The 15495-nt window shown below is 45.7% G+C and carries 15 protein-coding genes; 9 read left to right on the forward strand and 6 right to left on the reverse strand.

Going from position 1 to position 15495, the window contains the following annotated elements; all coding sequences use genetic code 11:
- Nucleotides 1-167 precede the first annotated feature (167 nt).
- Entirely contained in the window at nucleotides 168-2426 is a 2259-nt protein-coding gene (locus tag MST20_RS08410; protein ID WP_243941499.1) for a glycosyltransferase, read from the forward strand.
- Nucleotides 2427-2444: 18 nt separating this feature from the next.
- Here the strand turns inward: MST20_RS08410 and MST20_RS08415 are convergent, their stop codons facing one another.
- Nucleotides 2445-2993, reverse strand: coding sequence for a pyridoxamine 5'-phosphate oxidase family protein (locus tag MST20_RS08415; protein ID WP_243941501.1), 549 nt, complete (start codon nucleotides 2991-2993; stop codon nucleotides 2445-2447).
- Nucleotides 2994-3087: 94 nt separating this feature from the next.
- Here MST20_RS08415 and pdxR point away from each other — a divergent pair, with 94 nt between their 5' ends.
- Both pdxR and MST20_RS08425 read left to right on the forward strand, forming a co-directional pair.
- The gene (gene pdxR, locus MST20_RS08420) at nucleotides 3088-4491 is read left to right on the forward strand and encodes a MocR-like pyridoxine biosynthesis transcription factor PdxR (RefSeq protein WP_243941503.1); all 1404 of its coding nucleotides are present in this window, start codon (nucleotides 3088-3090) and stop codon (nucleotides 4489-4491) included.
- 82 nt (nucleotides 4492-4573) lie between these two features.
- Nucleotides 4574-5410, forward strand: coding sequence for a polysaccharide deacetylase family protein (locus MST20_RS08425; RefSeq protein ID WP_243941505.1), 837 nt, complete (start codon nucleotides 4574-4576; stop codon nucleotides 5408-5410).
- Nucleotides 5411-5447: 37 nt separating this feature from the next.
- On the opposite strand, the gene MST20_RS08430 is transcribed toward MST20_RS08425, so the two are convergent.
- Nucleotides 5448-5696 (reverse strand): hypothetical protein, encoded by a 249-nt coding sequence (locus MST20_RS08430; protein ID WP_243941507.1) that lies wholly within the window; start codon nucleotides 5694-5696, stop codon nucleotides 5448-5450.
- Nucleotides 5697-6029: 333 nt separating this feature from the next.
- Nucleotides 6030-6221 (reverse strand): hypothetical protein, encoded by a 192-nt coding sequence (locus tag MST20_RS08435; protein ID WP_243941509.1) that lies wholly within the window; start codon nucleotides 6219-6221, stop codon nucleotides 6030-6032.
- A gap of 238 nt (nucleotides 6222-6459) precedes the next feature.
- On the opposite strand from MST20_RS08435, the gene MST20_RS08440 reads away from it, so the two are divergent.
- Nucleotides 6460-7506 carry a lactonase family protein gene (locus MST20_RS08440; protein WP_243941511.1) on the forward strand — a complete coding sequence of 349 codons (1047 nt, stop codon included), beginning with the start codon at nucleotides 6460-6462 and terminating at the stop codon, nucleotides 7504-7506.
- Nucleotides 7507-7590: 84 nt separating this feature from the next.
- Here MST20_RS08440 and MST20_RS08445 read toward each other — a convergent pair whose 3' ends face one another.
- Nucleotides 7591-7938 (reverse strand): helix-turn-helix domain-containing protein, encoded by a 348-nt coding sequence (locus tag MST20_RS08445; protein WP_243941513.1) that lies wholly within the window; start codon nucleotides 7936-7938, stop codon nucleotides 7591-7593.
- 215 nt (nucleotides 7939-8153) lie between these two features.
- Between MST20_RS08445 and MST20_RS08450 the strand changes: the two genes are divergently transcribed.
- The 4 genes from MST20_RS08450 to MST20_RS08465 all read left to right on the forward strand — a co-directional run bounded on the left by MST20_RS08450 (nucleotide 8154) and on the right by MST20_RS08465 (nucleotide 13600).
- On the forward strand, nucleotides 8154-9143 hold the full coding sequence (locus MST20_RS08450) for an asparaginase (RefSeq protein ID WP_065644383.1): 990 nt from the start codon (nucleotides 8154-8156) through the stop codon (nucleotides 9141-9143).
- 22 nt (nucleotides 9144-9165) lie between these two features.
- Nucleotides 9166-10593, forward strand: coding sequence for an aspartate ammonia-lyase (gene aspA / locus MST20_RS08455; protein WP_065644384.1), 1428 nt, complete (start codon nucleotides 9166-9168; stop codon nucleotides 10591-10593).
- Between the two features lie 243 nt (nucleotides 10594-10836).
- Nucleotides 10837-12234 (forward strand): Na+/H+ antiporter NhaC, encoded by a 1398-nt coding sequence (gene nhaC / locus MST20_RS08460; RefSeq protein ID WP_243941515.1) that lies wholly within the window; start codon nucleotides 10837-10839, stop codon nucleotides 12232-12234.
- A gap of 34 nt (nucleotides 12235-12268) precedes the next feature.
- Nucleotides 12269-13600, forward strand: a complete 1332-nt coding sequence (locus MST20_RS08465; RefSeq protein ID WP_075751660.1) for an NAD-dependent malic enzyme — start codon at nucleotides 12269-12271, stop codon at nucleotides 13598-13600.
- Between the two features lie 17 nt (nucleotides 13601-13617).
- Here MST20_RS08465 and MST20_RS08470 read toward each other — a convergent pair whose 3' ends face one another.
- Nucleotides 13618-14007 (reverse strand): DUF1259 domain-containing protein, encoded by a 390-nt coding sequence (locus MST20_RS08470; protein ID WP_243941517.1) that lies wholly within the window; start codon nucleotides 14005-14007, stop codon nucleotides 13618-13620.
- 84 nt (nucleotides 14008-14091) lie between these two features.
- On the reverse strand, nucleotides 14092-14880 hold the full coding sequence (locus tag MST20_RS08475; protein ID WP_243941519.1) for a formate/nitrite transporter family protein: 789 nt from the start codon (nucleotides 14878-14880) through the stop codon (nucleotides 14092-14094).
- A 208-nt stretch (nucleotides 14881-15088) separates the two neighbouring features.
- On the opposite strand from MST20_RS08475, the gene MST20_RS08480 reads away from it, so the two are divergent.
- On the forward strand, nucleotides 15089-15424 hold the full coding sequence (locus MST20_RS08480) for a hypothetical protein (protein ID WP_243941521.1): 336 nt from the start codon (nucleotides 15089-15091) through the stop codon (nucleotides 15422-15424).
- The last annotated feature ends 71 nt before the right edge of the window (nucleotides 15425-15495 follow it).

Consider the following 15495-nt stretch of genomic DNA (forward strand, 5'->3'; position numbering starts at 1 on the left):
CCTTATGGTTTTTTTGAATAAGAGTCTATAGTCTTATATTTTTTATTATTTTTGAAGAATTTTAGGTCTAAAGATGGTAATATATTCGAGTGCAAAAGAATGAAATAAAGGAATACTTTGGAGAAACCCTTTGGGAAGGGTTTTTATCCGCACATAAGGAGAAGAAAATGGAATTTATTTTACACTGCTATCCCGCAGCAATGATTGCCCTGATTCTCATCGGGTATTTGGGATCTTGGATGAATCCGCGTTTCAAGAGATTTTTAATCATATTGTGTCTTATGACGAACGGCGTGTATATTGTTTGGCGGTTCGGCTATACACTGCCTGTCTCTCGTCCCGCCGACATCGTGATGGGCGTGATCCTGATTGCAACTGAATGTATCGGCTTTTTACAGCTCTTGGTCTTTTATACGCTAGTATGGAAGGAAAGGAAGCGGGAGCCGGAAATGCTTGGTGATCAAGACCATTGGCCGAGTGTTGATATTCTGATTGCAACTTATAACGAGGAGCGCCATGTGCTGAAAAAGTCAGTGGCAGGCTGTCTGAACCTCGATTATCCAAAAGAGCTTGTCAACATTTATTTGTGTGATGACGGAAGGCGGACAGATATTAAAAAGCTGGCTGAGGAACTTGGCGTTCATTACGTTACAAGGCCAAGTAATGAGCATGCAAAAGCAGGGAATTTAAACCATGCGATGAGCTGCTCGAACGGGGAACTGATTGTGACGATGGATGCCGATATGGTCCCGCTTCCTTCTTTTTTGCAGAAAACTGTCGGCTATTTTAAGAAGGAAAAAGTGGCTTTTGTTCAAACGCCTCAGGCCTTCTATAATGAAGATCCTTATCAGTACAACTTATTTTCCGGAGCGAACATTCCGAATGAGCAGGACTTTTTTATGCGCAGGCTCCAGGCCGGGAAAGACCGTTTTAATGCCGTCATGTACGTCGGCAGCAATACGGTTTTCAGAAGAACCGCTTTGGAGGAAATCGGCGGTTTTGCGACAGGCGTGATTACCGAGGATATGGCAACCGGAATGCTTTTGCAAACGAAATTTAAATCTGTTTTCGTTAAGGAAGTGCTTGCCGTCGGTCTTTCGCCGGAAACGTGGACAGATCTTTTGAAGCAGCGCGACCGCTGGTGCAGGGGAAACATTCAGTGCGGAAAGAAGTGGAATCCGCTTTTCTTAAAAGGTCTTACACCAATGCAGCGCATTCTTTATTTTGACGGTATTCTCTTTTGGTTTTTCGGCGTTTTTAAGATGGTCTATATCCTGGCGCCGCTCTTGTTTTTGCTGTTTGGCATACATAGCTTAAAGACCGATTTGTGGTCGATCACCTCGTTTTGGCTGCCTGCGTTTTTAGGTTCTTATCTTTCATTTAAAGCTGTTTCGAACCGGCAGCGCAGCATGAGCTGGAGCCATATTTACGATACATCGATGGCACCCCACATGGCGATATCGGCTTTGTCGGAATTCATTTTTAAAAAGCGGTTTGATTTTAAAGTGACACCGAAGGGCGTCAACACAGATCGGCGAAAATTCAAATATACGACGGCGCTGCCGTGTGCGATTCTGCTTGGAATGACACTGTTTGCGCTCGGAAAAACCCTTTATGAATTTTTATTTCTGCATACTTTTGATATGAACGTCACATCGTATAATTTATTTTGGGTTCTCTATAATATGACAGGTCTCATACTTGCGCTGCTCGTTGCCTTTGACAGGCCGAGATTTCGAAGCTCTGAACGGTTCACAGTCAACAAACCGGCGGCTTTTTCCACCGTTTCAGGCAATGAGCACGAATGTGAACTGATCGATGTGAGCGACACGGGCGCGCGTATCAGGCTGCCTTATCAGGCTGATTTAGACATGTACTATCATGTGGATGGTCTGATCATAGATGCGGTCGGAGAAGTACCGGCTCGGGTGATGTGGACGACGAAAGACGCGGACGACATTGAAATCGGACTGCACTTCAAAGAGATGGACAAGGAATTGTATGTCAAGCTGATCGGTTTTATGTTCAATGAAGAAAATGCGAGAAAGGCTGACCGGGAAAAGCGGGCTGATACATTGTCAACAGTGCTGCGCTTTTTCATGAAAACTGAAAAAAGCCCGGATGCATTCAAGAGAAAACACGTCCGCGAGGCCATTCAAGGTCTGGGAACACTGCTGTTTCCCAATGATGCAGAGAAAGGCGCTCACGAGATCATGATTAAGGACATCAGCTTGTCAGGCTGTCAGATTGAATCCGGCGTCCCGCTTGAGATGAATGAACATGTGCTGGTTTCTATCGGTGAGAAGGATTCGGATCAGCGGCTGGCGCTCGTCTGCTGGATAAAGAAGCGGAGAAAGCGGTACACAGCGGGATTGAAATTTATAGATGAATATTCGGCACAATCCATAGGAGACCCGGTAGCATGAGCTGCGGGTCTTTTTTTGTCAATGGTCTTCCTGTACGGTCCGCCCGTTTTCGAATTTCATGTTTTGATTCAGCATGTTTTCTTTAGCTGTTATCTCTATGGGATGAATTTTAAGGACAACGGTTTTGCTGCCTAAACTCGATCTGTACTTTTCAACATGGGTTTTGTGAAGCGGAGAACTGTAGTATCCAGGTACGTATTTGTCGAGAAGAGCCTGCATCGCAGATGTTGCTTCATCTAAGTCTGTGATCATTGACGCTGTGCCGAAAAGAATGACGCTCATATAAGCGGTATCTGTTTTAGCGGGAATCGGGTGAACCATTGTTCCGTATTGTTCGCTGACTGTGAAGCATACGTTTGGATTTTCTTGCAGCATATCCATTTTTCGTCCCTCTGAGGCACCGTGAAAATAAATGAAGCCGTTTTTCCAGACGAAATTCAAAGGGATGACATATGGATATTCATCTGCTGCCATGCCGAGATATCCGGTTTGCGCTTCTGTTAAAAATTGATTAATCTTGTTTTTATCTGTGCAGGCAAGCTGTTTTTGACGAATTGAATGAGCCATCACATTCACGCTCCTTTTTATTGTTAAGATGATTTTAGGTTGTTATTGTCCCTTTAAAAAGAGACAATCATAGAAAACTTGATGAGGTCAGAAAATGATAGAATTAACTCCTTTACTCAATAAACAGCTTAAAACGCCTCTGTATATACAGCTTTACGACTATATCAAAAAAGAAATAGAGACCGGCGGCATCCCCGCGGGATCTCTTTTGCCGCCGATCCGCTATTTATGCGAACATTTGCACCTAAGCAAAAATACAGTTGAAAGCGCCTATCAGCAGCTCACTGCAGAAGGCTATACAGAAAGCAAGCCAAGGATCGGCATCAAAGTGCTTCCCTTGGAGAAAACACTGATGCCGCCTGGTCAATTGAAGGTTCATACCAACCGGGCATCCAAAGAAACAGGACAAGCTACAGCGGCAATGTATGATTTTAAATATGGTGATATCGATTTAAGCCATTTTCCGTTCAAAACATGGAGGCGTTGTCTGCAAAATGCATTGGACAGTGAAGATCATGAATTATTACTGTATGGTCATCATAAAGGCGATTTCGGTCTTCGTACGGAATTGGCGAAATATTTGTTTCAGGCAAGAGGTGTCCGCTGTGCACCTGAGCAAATTGTGATCTGTTCCGGTACGCAGTATGCAGTCGGACTTCTTTGCCAGCTGCTCTCAATGAACGGCCGATTGGTTGCGGCGGAAAATCCGGGATATGATGGTGTGCGTTCCGTTTTCCTTAACCATGGATGTGATATTCAGCCGATTGGTCTGGAGCCGGATGGGATCAATTTGTCTCAGCTTGCTGCAAGCCGGGCCAAACTCGTTTATATTACGCCGTCACATCAGTTTCCGTATGGAATGGTTCTGCCGATACAAAAGAGGCTGAAATTGCTTGAATGGGCAAGCCGTGAGAAGGCCTATATTATCGAAGACGACTATGACAGCGAATTCCGCTATCAGGGCAGGCCTATTCCATCTTTAAAAGCGCTTGATAAAAAAGAAAATGTCATTTATTTAGGGACTTTTTCAAAGTCATTTCTTCCGGGAGCGAGATTGAGTTATATCGTTCTGCCTTCAAAGCTGGCGGATGAATTTCAAGAAAAGCTTGGCCGCTACAGCCAGTCTGCTTCCCCCATCATTCAAAAAGCGATGTTTTTATTTATGAAAGAAGGTTTTTTCGAAAGGCACATCCGTAAAATGAAAAAAGTCTATCAAGAAAAGCACAAAACATTAATATCTGCCATTAAAACGCATTTCGGAAATGACGTGGAAATCATCGGCGAAAAAGCGGGGCTCCATATTTTGATGAAGACGGGCCGACATGCGCAAGACCTCATACATCAAGCGGAAAAACTCGGTGTGAAAGTTTATCCGGTATCAGATTTCTGGATTCAGCCTCATGAAAGCAGCTCTTCCATCGTCATGGCGGGATTTGGGGGTCTTTCTGAAGCGGAAATTGAAGAAGGGATCAGCATACTGCGTGAAGCTTGGCTCTAAATCATCAAAGCAGGAACGGTGAAAAATGCCCGTTCCGCACCGATATTAAAAAGGATTCAATAGATAGAAAGCGGGAATACTTGTGAAAAAAACGAAACTGTTCATTTTGCTGTTTATGTTGATGGGAATGCTGTACGGGTGTTCCGGTCATGAAACAAAAGGAGAGGAAAAAACAGAACCAAATACGGATCAAACCGCGGCAAAACAATCAAAACAGCAGGCGGCACATGAATTATCATCCAAGTGGATCAAAGTGAAAAGCCCCGCCCGCATTCCGATTCTCATGTATCACAGCATTTCTTCAGGAAACAGCCTGCGCGTACCGGAGGCGGAGTTCCGCGGACATATGAAATGGCTGAAGGATAACGGCTATTACACACTGACACCTGAAGAAGCCTATATTGTCTTAACTCAAGATAAAATGCCTAGTGAAAAATGTGTGTTGATTACGTTTGATGACGGTTATACTGATAACTTTACGAAAGCCTTTCCGATCCTGAAAGAATATGGTCAGAAGGCGACCGTATTCATGATTGGCAAATCGGTGGGCGGAAAGAACCATTTGACAGAGAAACAAATGAGTGAAATGAGGCGAAACGGAATTTCAATTCAAAGCCATACCATTCATCACGTTGAATTGAACGGACTGGCACCGGGACAGCAGCTCGATGAAATGACGCGTTCCAAAGCGCTGTTTGATCGCATGTTCAGCCAAAATACGGTCATGCTGAGTTATCCGGTCGGGCGCTATAATGAAGATACGCTGAAACTGGCAAATCAGGCAGGCTATCAAATGGCTGTCACGACAGAACCGGGAGCGGCATCTAGGGAGCAGGGGATGTATGCGCTCCACCGCGTCCGCATCTCGCCGGGGATGTCACCCGCCGCGTTTGGCCGGATGGTGGAACATAACAGGTAATCAGAAAAAGCGGCTTCTTTACAATGGCCGCTTTTTCTTATTTTTTGGGGTGTTGTTTGCCTTTCCCCATGATCAGCTGAAGATTCGGGCGAATCGTTTCAGCAGACTGCCGGGCCGGCGCCTGTTCCGGAGCAGAATCAATCACCTTTAAAAAGACAGGCGGTGCAGCAGTCTTACGGATCGTCATGTTATGATGATCCGGCTTTTGATAGGATCTGTTGTTTCTTTTATCAAAGAAGAACGAATACAGGATCAGCAGAGCGAACAAAACCAGTAAAATGATCATACGGAATAAAACCTCCTCGTCATCTATTTCTTCTTTTAATATCGAACATAAGGGCGCAAAGTTTTACATGTTATGTCTTAAAAAGAATTTTTTGTGACTTTTGAATCGGTTTTAGAGTAAGTATCTTGTTGTCTTTACATCTTTCCCAATCTGCTGTCTGCTTAAACAGATGCTTTAGTGAACGGCGGTTTTTCTACGGTATGAATGGTGGAAGAATTTTAGAAGATGAATGAAGTGAAAAAACAGCATGTCAGCTGCAAAAACGCGATTTGCAGCCGCTGCTGCGGATGGGAAAGGCTTGAAAAATTGCTGAAAAAGGGAGCCGTCCGGTTATCAATCTCCGCCGCCTCCGCCGCAGTCCCCGCCGCCTCCATCTCCTCCGCATGAATCGCCGCCTCCGTCAGAGCCGCCGTAGAAGAAGGAAGAAGAACCTCCGTCTCCGTAGGAGCCTCCTCCGCTGGCGGACCCGCGCGAGGAATGAAAAACCATCAGCAGGACGATAATTCCGAGGATAAAAATGATCATATGAAGACCCTCCTTATGTATATGGCTTCTGTTTTACTACGGATAAAAGAATGGAAAGTTTCGAAATTTTGTAAATTTATAGGCTGTACAGCTCGATTGTTTTTTGCAAGCCTTCGTCATAACAGGACAGATGATGCGAAGGAACATGGGGTTTCGGATTTTTTACACACCATCTCATGCTAATTGGGCTTCAGTGAGTTAAAATAGGAATGACCGTATCTGAAAGGAGAGGATCAAGATGCCGAAGTACAGAGGTTATATCGGAACATATACAAAAGCAGACAGCGAAGGGATTTATACATTTGAGCTTGATACGGAAAAAAAGGCGTTAAGCACGCCGAAGCCGGCAGCAAAGCTGGGCAGTCCGACATATTTGAATATCGCCAAAGACAATGAAATGCTCTATGCGGTGGTCAAAGACGGCGATAAAGGCGGGGTTGCCGCATACCGTGTTGACGGTTCCACAGGAGAGCTGACTTTCGTCAATCAGCAGGCAGGAGAAGGACCGTCACCTTGCCACGTCAGCGTCGATCAGAATAACCGTTATGTTCTGTCCGCCAATTACCACAGCGGGACGATCATGGCATACCCTTTAAATGAAAGCCGCGGCTTGCTTGAGCCTTCAGCAAAAGTGCAGCATCAGGGATCAGGACCGCATGAAAGACAGGAAAAAGCGCATACTCATTATTCCGGTTTCACACCTGGTGAGAAGTATGCAGTGGCCGTCGATCTCGGAACGGATCAAATCATCACGTATCAATTGAAAGAGGACCGGCTTGAAACCGTAAAAAAACACGCTGTTGCACCGGGCTCAGGGCCGAGACATATCGAGTTCCATCCGCAGGAAAAGTATGCGTATGTATTAACGGAGCTGAGCAATGAAGTCATCGTGTTGGAATACAACCCCGATTTGGGTGAATTCAGGGAGATTCAAGTCATTTCGGCATTGCCGGAAGGCTTTGACGGTGCGAGCCAAGGCGGCGCCATCCACATCACTAAAGACGGCAAATTTGTATACGCTTCAAACCGCGGACACGACAGCATCGCCGTCTTCAGCATCAACGAGTATTCGGGCGAACTTTCCCTGGTTGAACACGTATCAACTGAAGGGGAATGGCCGCGCGACTTTGAGATTGATCCTTCAGAGCAATTTTTAATCGCTTCTAATCAGGAAACAGGGACATTGACATTGTTTGAAAGAGACCGGACAACGGGCCGGCTGACGCTTTTGCAGTCCGGAGTTCCTGCTCCTGAAGCGGTTTGCGTTAAATTTTTACATCAATAAAAGAAAAAAACTTGATTGGCCTTTTTAGCCAGTCAAGTTTTTTCTTTTTATAATACTTGCAGCATGCGGTTAACCGCTGTCATTTTACCCCGCATCCAGCTCTTTTTTGACCTTGATAAACGCGACCATCTGCTTGATTTCTTCTTCGGAAAGAAGCGTCCCGTCAACTACCAGCTTGAGCTTATCCCACTCCGTCAGTTCAATGGCTTCGTTTTTAGCCGTTTCATCCCGGGGATCGTCAACTCTGCCAAGCAAAAAATCGGTGGAAGTATTGAATAAATCAGCGATTTCGATAAGCGCCTCTAAAGAAGGGCGGCGGTAGCCCGATTCATAGCCCGCGTAAGTGCTTTTCGCAATACCGAGGCGGTCGGCAGTATATTGCAATGACCATTTTTTATTTTTTCTCAGTGTTGTTAATCGATCTAAATTCATATCTTACGCTCCTTTTAATACACAGTGATTATAGCACATTATCAGCAAAAGTGTACGCGAAATGAATAAAGTTTCTTGATTATTTCACATTTGAGGACTATAATTGCATTGAAGGTACGCATAAAGCGTATACATTCCTGATGTATCAAGCCTTCTTTGCTAAAATAGATCTTGCTTTATACTGTATAAAACTACTTCTTAAAGAGGTGTAGCACATGAAAAAGTTACTGCTGTTGACCACCGGCGGGACCATCGCTTCAGTAGAAGGCGAAAACGGACTGGCTCCGGGGGTTAAAGCGGAAGAGCTTCTCAACTATTTATCTGATGACCATTCTCATTATACGATAGATTGCCAATCTTTAATGGATATAGACAGCACCAACATGCAGCCTGAACATTGGGTGATGATGGCTGAGGCTGTATATGAGAATTACAGCCGCTATGACGGATTTGTGATCACGCACGGAACCGATACGATGGCCTACACCTCGGCGGCGCTTTCATACATGCTGCAGAATATTGATAAGCCTGTTGCGATTACGGGTTCCCAAGTTCCGATTACATTTAAAAAAACGGACGCGAAAAAAAATATTAAAGATGCGGTCCGCTTCGCGTGCGACGGTATCGGCGGAGTTTACGTCGTCTTTGACGGCCGCGTCATTTTAGGCACGAGAGCGATCAAATTAAGAACGAAAAGCTACGATGCATTTGAAAGCATCAATTATCCTTACGTTGCTTTCATTCATGACAAGGAGATCGAGTATAACAAACGGATTCCCGAAGTGAAGCCAGGCGCTTTGAAACTCGATACCTCCTTAAATACCGATGTTTGCCTGGTGAAGCTTCATCCCGGATTAAAGCCTGAGTTTTTTGATTGTCTGAAAGGTTCATATAAAGGTATTGTGATTGAGAGCTACGGAAGCGGCGGCATTCCTTTTGAGAAAAGAAACATTTTAGAAAAAGTGAACGAGCTGATCGATTCCGGAGTAGTCGTAGCGATTACGACGCAATGCCTTGAAGAAGGAGAGGATATGAGCATTTACGAGGTCGGCCGCAAGGTGAACCAGGATGCCATCATCCGCTCGAGGAATATGAACACCGAAGCGATCGTTCCGAAGCTGATGTGGGCACTAGGAAAAACCGGACAACAAGCTGAAGTCAAAAAGATTATGGAAACGCCAATTGCAGACGATATCATCATTTAAAAAAAGAAAGCAGGGTTAAAAAATGAAAGCTGAAATGACATACCGGACGGAAAAGGATTTTCTCGGAGAAAAGAAGATTCCGGCCGATGTCTACTACGGTATTCAGACATTGCGGGCAGCGGAGAACTTTCCGATTACAGGATATAAAATCCACGAAGAAATGATCAAGGCGCTGGCAGTGGTGAAAAAAGCGGCCGCGCTTGCCAACATGGAGACAAAACGTCTTTATAAAGGCCTTGGAGATGCCATTGTCCAAGCCGCTGATGAGATCCTTGAAGGAAAGCTGCACGATCAATTCATCGTTGATCCGATTCAAGGCGGCGCAGGCACTTCAATGAATATGAACGCGAACGAAGTCATCGGAAACCGTGCCCTTGAACTGCTCGGCCACAAGAAAGGCGAATATATTCATCTGAGTCCGAATACGCACGTCAACATGTCTCAATCGACAAACGACGTATTCCCGACGGCGATTCACATTTCAACGCTCAAGCAGCTGGAAAAGCTGCTGGACACAATGGAATACATGCTTGACGCGTTTAAGAAAAAAGCGCGCGACTTTGACCACGTCATTAAAATGGGCCGCACACATCTTCAAGACGCCGTGCCGATCCGCCTTGGGCAGGAATTTGAAGCCTACAGCCGCGTGATCGAACGCGACATCAAACGGATTAAACAGTCGCGCCAGCATCTGTATGAAGTCAATATGGGAGCTACCGCGGTTGGAACGGGATTGAACGCGGATCCGCGCTATATCGAAAATGTCGTCAAGCACTTGGCTGAAATCAGCGGTCTTCCGCTTGTCGGCGCTGACCATCTGGTGGATGCGACGCAAAATACGGACGCTTATACAGAAGTTTCAGCTGCATTAAAAGTGTGCATGATGAACATGTCGAAAATCGCCAACGACCTTCGGTTGATGGCATCAGGTCCGCGCGCAGGACTTGCCGAGATTTCTCTTCCGGCAAGGCAGCCGGGTTCATCCATCATGCCGGGGAAAGTCAATCCGGTTATGGCCGAGCTGATCAACCAAATCGCATTCCAAGTGATCGGAAACGACAATACGATTTGTCTTGCTTCTGAAGCCGGACAGCTCGAACTGAATGTGATGGAGCCTGTGCTAGTCTTTAATCTCCTGCAATCCATCAGCATCATGAACAACGGATTCCGTTCGTTTACCGATCACTGTGTAGCAGGAATCGAAGCGAATGAAAAACGCTTAAAGGCATATGTAGAAAAAAGCGCAGGCGTCATTACTGCGGTCAACCCGCATCTTGGCTACGAAGCAGCTGCAAGAATTGCAAGAGAAGCGATTTTAACAGGGCAATCCGTCCGCGATCTCTGTCTTCAAAACGATGTGTTGACAGAAGAAGAGCTTGATCTGATTTTGAATCCTTATGAAATGACAAAACCGGGGATTGCCGGGGCTGAACTTTTAAATCGGGATTAAGCTGGAAAAAACAGTACGCGAAAACACTCTGAAGCATTTTACCGGGATAGAAACACAGAGTGTTTTCGCTTTCCTTCAATAACTTTATGAAGAGAAAGGATAACAGCGGTGAAGTGGTACCGCATTAGCCTTTTTCATGGTATACTGTTCGTTGTTAGTTAAATTTTTAAGAAAAAATTGAAGCAGATTGCTATTTTTATGTAGTTTATTTTGAAAGCGTTTCAATAATAAGGGGGATTTAGGTTGAAAACAGCACGGTTACCATCAATGTTGGAAATCATTTGTGTATTAGGTGCATTTTTAGCGATAGTTTGTTCATTTACAGTCAAATTTGATCTGCCGATTCAGCTGGCATTGTTTATTTCATGGTTTTTAGTGATTTTGCTCGGTCTGCGTCTGGGGCATCGGTATGAAGATTTGCAAAAATCGATTACAAACGGAATTTCAAACGGACTCGAAGCGATATTGATCCTGATTGCCGTCGGCGCGCTGATCGGCACATGGATAGCCGGCGGTGTTGTGCCGACTTTGATTTATTACGGGCTTGAGTTTATCCACCCGAGCATATTCCTGCTTGCCACGCTCATTATTTGTTCGATCACCTCTGTGGCCACAGGTACATCTTGGGGTACTGTAGGAACGGCCGGGATCGCCATGATGGCAATCGGTGAAGGGCTGGGGCTACCGCTTCCGCTTGTAGCCGGAGCCGTGCTGTCCGGAGCCTATTTCGGAGATAAATTATCACCGCTTTCTGATAGTACAGTGCTTGCGTCATCCCTTTCAAAGGTCGAAGTGATTACCCATGTCAGAGCGATGTTGTATTTGTCGGTTCCAGCTTATTTGATCACGGCGGTGTTGTTCACCATTACCGGATTTATTTACGGTAGTAAAAATGTCGATTTACAGAAAGTCGAATTTTTGAAAACTTCTTTGCAAAACACGTTTGATATTCATATTTGGATGCTTGTTCCGGCTATTATCGTCATCGTTCTTTTGGCGATGAGAAAGCCGTCTGTACCGACGATCGCGATCGGCGCACTTTTGGGCGCGATCTGGGCTGCGGTCTTCCAAGGCATGAACTTTGCGGATGCACTTGGCACAGCATACAACGGCTTTTCCATCGACACCGGGATCAAATTTATGGACGAGCTCTTAAACCGCGGTGGAATTCAAGGCATGCTCGGTTCGGTCGTCGTTATCATTCTAGGTCTGGGCTTTGGCGGCCTCTTGGAGCACTTAGGCGTTTTAAAAGTGATTGTCTCCAAGTTCCAGCAAAAGCTGACTTCTGCCGGCAACGTCACATTCTCGACGATTATCGTCGCTTTCCTGGCGAATGTGTTCGGCTGCGCGATGTACGTCTCGCTCATTTTAACACCGAAAATTATGGAGAAAAGCTATGACAAGCTCGGAATTGACCGGAGGGTGCTGTCCAGAAACGCGGAAGTCGGCGGTACGATGACGTCGGGCATGGTGCCGTGGTCAGACAACGGCATATATATGGCGGGGATTCTCGGCGTGTCAACCTTCTCTTATCTGCCGTTCATGTGGCTGAGCTTCGTTTCAATCGGCCTTGCGATTTTGTACGGATACACAGGTAAATTTATTTGGTACACCGATAAAAAAGACTCGCCGGTTCAGTAGCCGATTTTAAAACAATTGATGGAGGTATTCTGTTATGAATGGCAACAATATTATTCGGAATTTGATGCTGGAAATCCCTTCAGCACCCGGAAACCTTGGAAAGGTGACAACGGCGATCGGACTTGCCGGCGGTGATATCGGAGAGGTTGAAACGATCAAGGTGGGGCCGAATTATACGATGCGGAACATTACGGTTCAAGTTGAGCATGAAGAACAGCTTACCGAGATTCTTGAAGTGATCCGCAACTTAAAAGAAGGCATCCATCTTCATACCGTTTCCGATGACGTGCTGGCTGCACATGAAGGCGGCAAAATCCGCATGAAAAGCAAGATGCCGATTCGCTCGCTCGCTGATCTGCGGCGGGTGTATACGCCGGGTGTCGCGAATGTGTGCGAGCTTATTAAAGAAGAGCCGCAAAAAGCGAATATCTATACTGGCATCGGCAATTCGGTTGCAATTGTCACGGACGGCACGGCCATCCTTGGCTTGGGAGACATTGGGCCTGTGGCGGGAATGCCTGTTATGGAAGGGAAGGCCGCACTTTTTGACCAGCTTGCGGACATCAGCGGAATTCCGATTCTGCTTGATACGAATGATCCTGACGAAATCGTGCGGACGGTAAAAAACATCGCGCCCGGATTTAGCGGTATTTTGCTTGAAGACATCGGTTCACCGCATTGTTTTGAAATCGAAGAGCGCCTGAAAAACGACCTGAATATTCCGGTTATGCATGACGACCAGCACGGTACTGCGGTGGTGACGCTGGCGGCCGCCATTTCAGCCGCCAAGAGTGCAGGGGTCGATCTGAAGCAGGCCCATGTCGGCCAAATCGGCCTGGGCGCGGCGGGGGTCGCGATCTGCAGAATGTTTATGGCATATGGGGTAAAACGTGTCGTCGGAACGGATAAATCGCTTGAGGCGATGGCGCGTTTAGAGAACTATGGCGGCCATGCGGCTGAAAGCATCGAAGAATTGATGGAAAGCTGCGATATCATCGTCGCGACAACCGGCGTTCCGGGATTGATCAATAAGAAATGGGTTCGGGAAGGCCAGGTGATTTTGGCTCTGTCCAATCCGAAGCCGGAGATTGAGCCTGAGGATGCGCTCGAGGCCGGGGCAGCCTACGCTGCGGATGGACGGTCTGTCAACAATGTGCTGGGGTTCCCCGGTATTTTCAGGGGCGTGTTAAATGCCGGAGCGGAATCGATCAGCCACCCGATGCTGGTCGCGGCCGCCGAAGCGATTGCATCCTGCACAAAACAAGGCGATCTCGTGCCTGATCCGCTGAATCCTGACGTTCACGAAATTGTGGCCAAAGCAGTCGAAAGGGTCGCACTTTCAGAAATGGGAAAAATGAACGGATAAAGAAAACAGCTGCTGCTTTATCGCAATACGGATAAAGCGGCAGCTGTTTTTCTTGCGAATGTTAACGGCGGTTCTACAGATTGAAAATGAATATATAAAATATTCGGTTTTGTAAAAATCCAATGATTGTGGAGAGCGCTGATGATGATGCCTTGATCGACAAGCTTTTTTGTAAACTGCGGAACTTCTTCAGGCAAAATTGCGACTTCGGCCATATTTAAGGCGATTCCGTTTTGATCGAGCGACTCGAACATGACTTCTTCCATGCCGACTCCCCGGCTTGGTCTTCCTTGAATCGTGATGCGCAAATTTCGTTTGATGCCGACAGAACAGACATCGTGTTCAATGTGCGGCTCCCCATTTAAAATATGTCCAAACTGCTGGCAAAGCGAATGAAAATTTTGCATCTGCTGAACCTCCATTTTTAAAGTTACCACGATTTTATGAAGGGAACCTGCATATTTAGAATCCTTTAAAAATGGACGATCCTTTTATTTGATGATTTCTTCACCGCCCGGCTTGTTTGCATAGTGGTACATGAAGCCCATCATGAACGCGCCTCCGATCAGGTTCCCGAGGGTTACCGGAATCAAGTTATGGATTGCGCCTGCAATCGAAATCGTATCCGGATGCTCGGTCACCAGGGAGACGGCAAAAGTGGCCATGTTCGCGATGCTGTGTTCATAACCGGAAATAAAGAAAGTAAAAACAAACAGCATCATAGAGAACATTTTCGCTCCGTCTCCTTTTTGCGCCATTGGAACAAAGAACGCAAGGCAGACAAGCCAGTTACACAAAATCGCTTTGAAAAACAATTCGGTCATCGGCGTATTCATTTTATGCTCCGCCACGCTAAGAATAAAGCCGGTGGAAGAAGAATCTTTAAATAAACCGGTCGCAAAGATGAGGCCTGCGAAAAACACGGCGCCCATTAAATTTCCTGCATAGCTGAACATCCACAGCTTGATAACAGTGGGCCAACGCATTTTTTTACGAAGCGCAGCCAATGTATAATAAAATGTATTTCCCGTAAATAAATCTCCTCCGCCATAGACGATTAGAATAATGGCGCCCCCGAACGTGATTGCTGCAATTGGATATGTGAACGGAGAATGTTCAACATAAAAGAGATTCCCCGTTTTAAATGCTACAATGACGCCGAACCCGATAAACATACTGGCCAGCATAGCCCGTAAAAGATAACGAAGCGGGCTTTGCATAAAGATGCTTTGCTTTTTTAAGGCAAGCTCTTCGACTAGAACAAGTGATTTTGATTCCATGTTTTCCACCACCATCAAGTGTTTACTTAAGAAGTATCTATCATAAATACAACCTAAGTATAGCAGGATATTGTGAAGCATTTCACATATTTTGTGTATTTTGTTTGAACAAATGTATGGTTCGATTTTCATAGAATAAACAGGGTATCGTTATTGTTTATTTTTAAGTCATAAATATTCCATCAATTCGTTAATGCCGGAGGGAGCGATGTTTCAAAGATGGCTGTACAGGGAGGGATACGGCAGCAAGCAGGTAAATGCGCAGTGCAGTCAGCAGGTGCTGCATGAAGGCATAGATGAAGGACGTGCGCAGAAGGCTGAAGGGAGATTTCACAGATTGGACAAAATAGCAGGACTTTCCTTCAGGCGTATTCAAACTGAAGAAAAGCGCCAAATTTGTTTGATTGCATATCACGGTATTCATTTGACCCACAAGGCTTTGCACAGAGAATCGCAACCGTTGAATGACGAAATGCTCCGCGGGAATGAGGGGCATTTTTCTCATTCAGATTTAGTTCTTGTTAACCACCGCGTCACAAAATAGCTATAATTTCTTCGTATAATTGTCACAATGACATCCATAAATTAGGGAATATGTACTTTATTTAAGAAGGA

The organism is Bacillus sp. B19-2 (genome assembly GCF_022832475.1).
Lineage (GTDB): Bacteria > Bacillota > Bacilli > Bacillales > Bacillaceae > Bacillus > Bacillus paralicheniformis.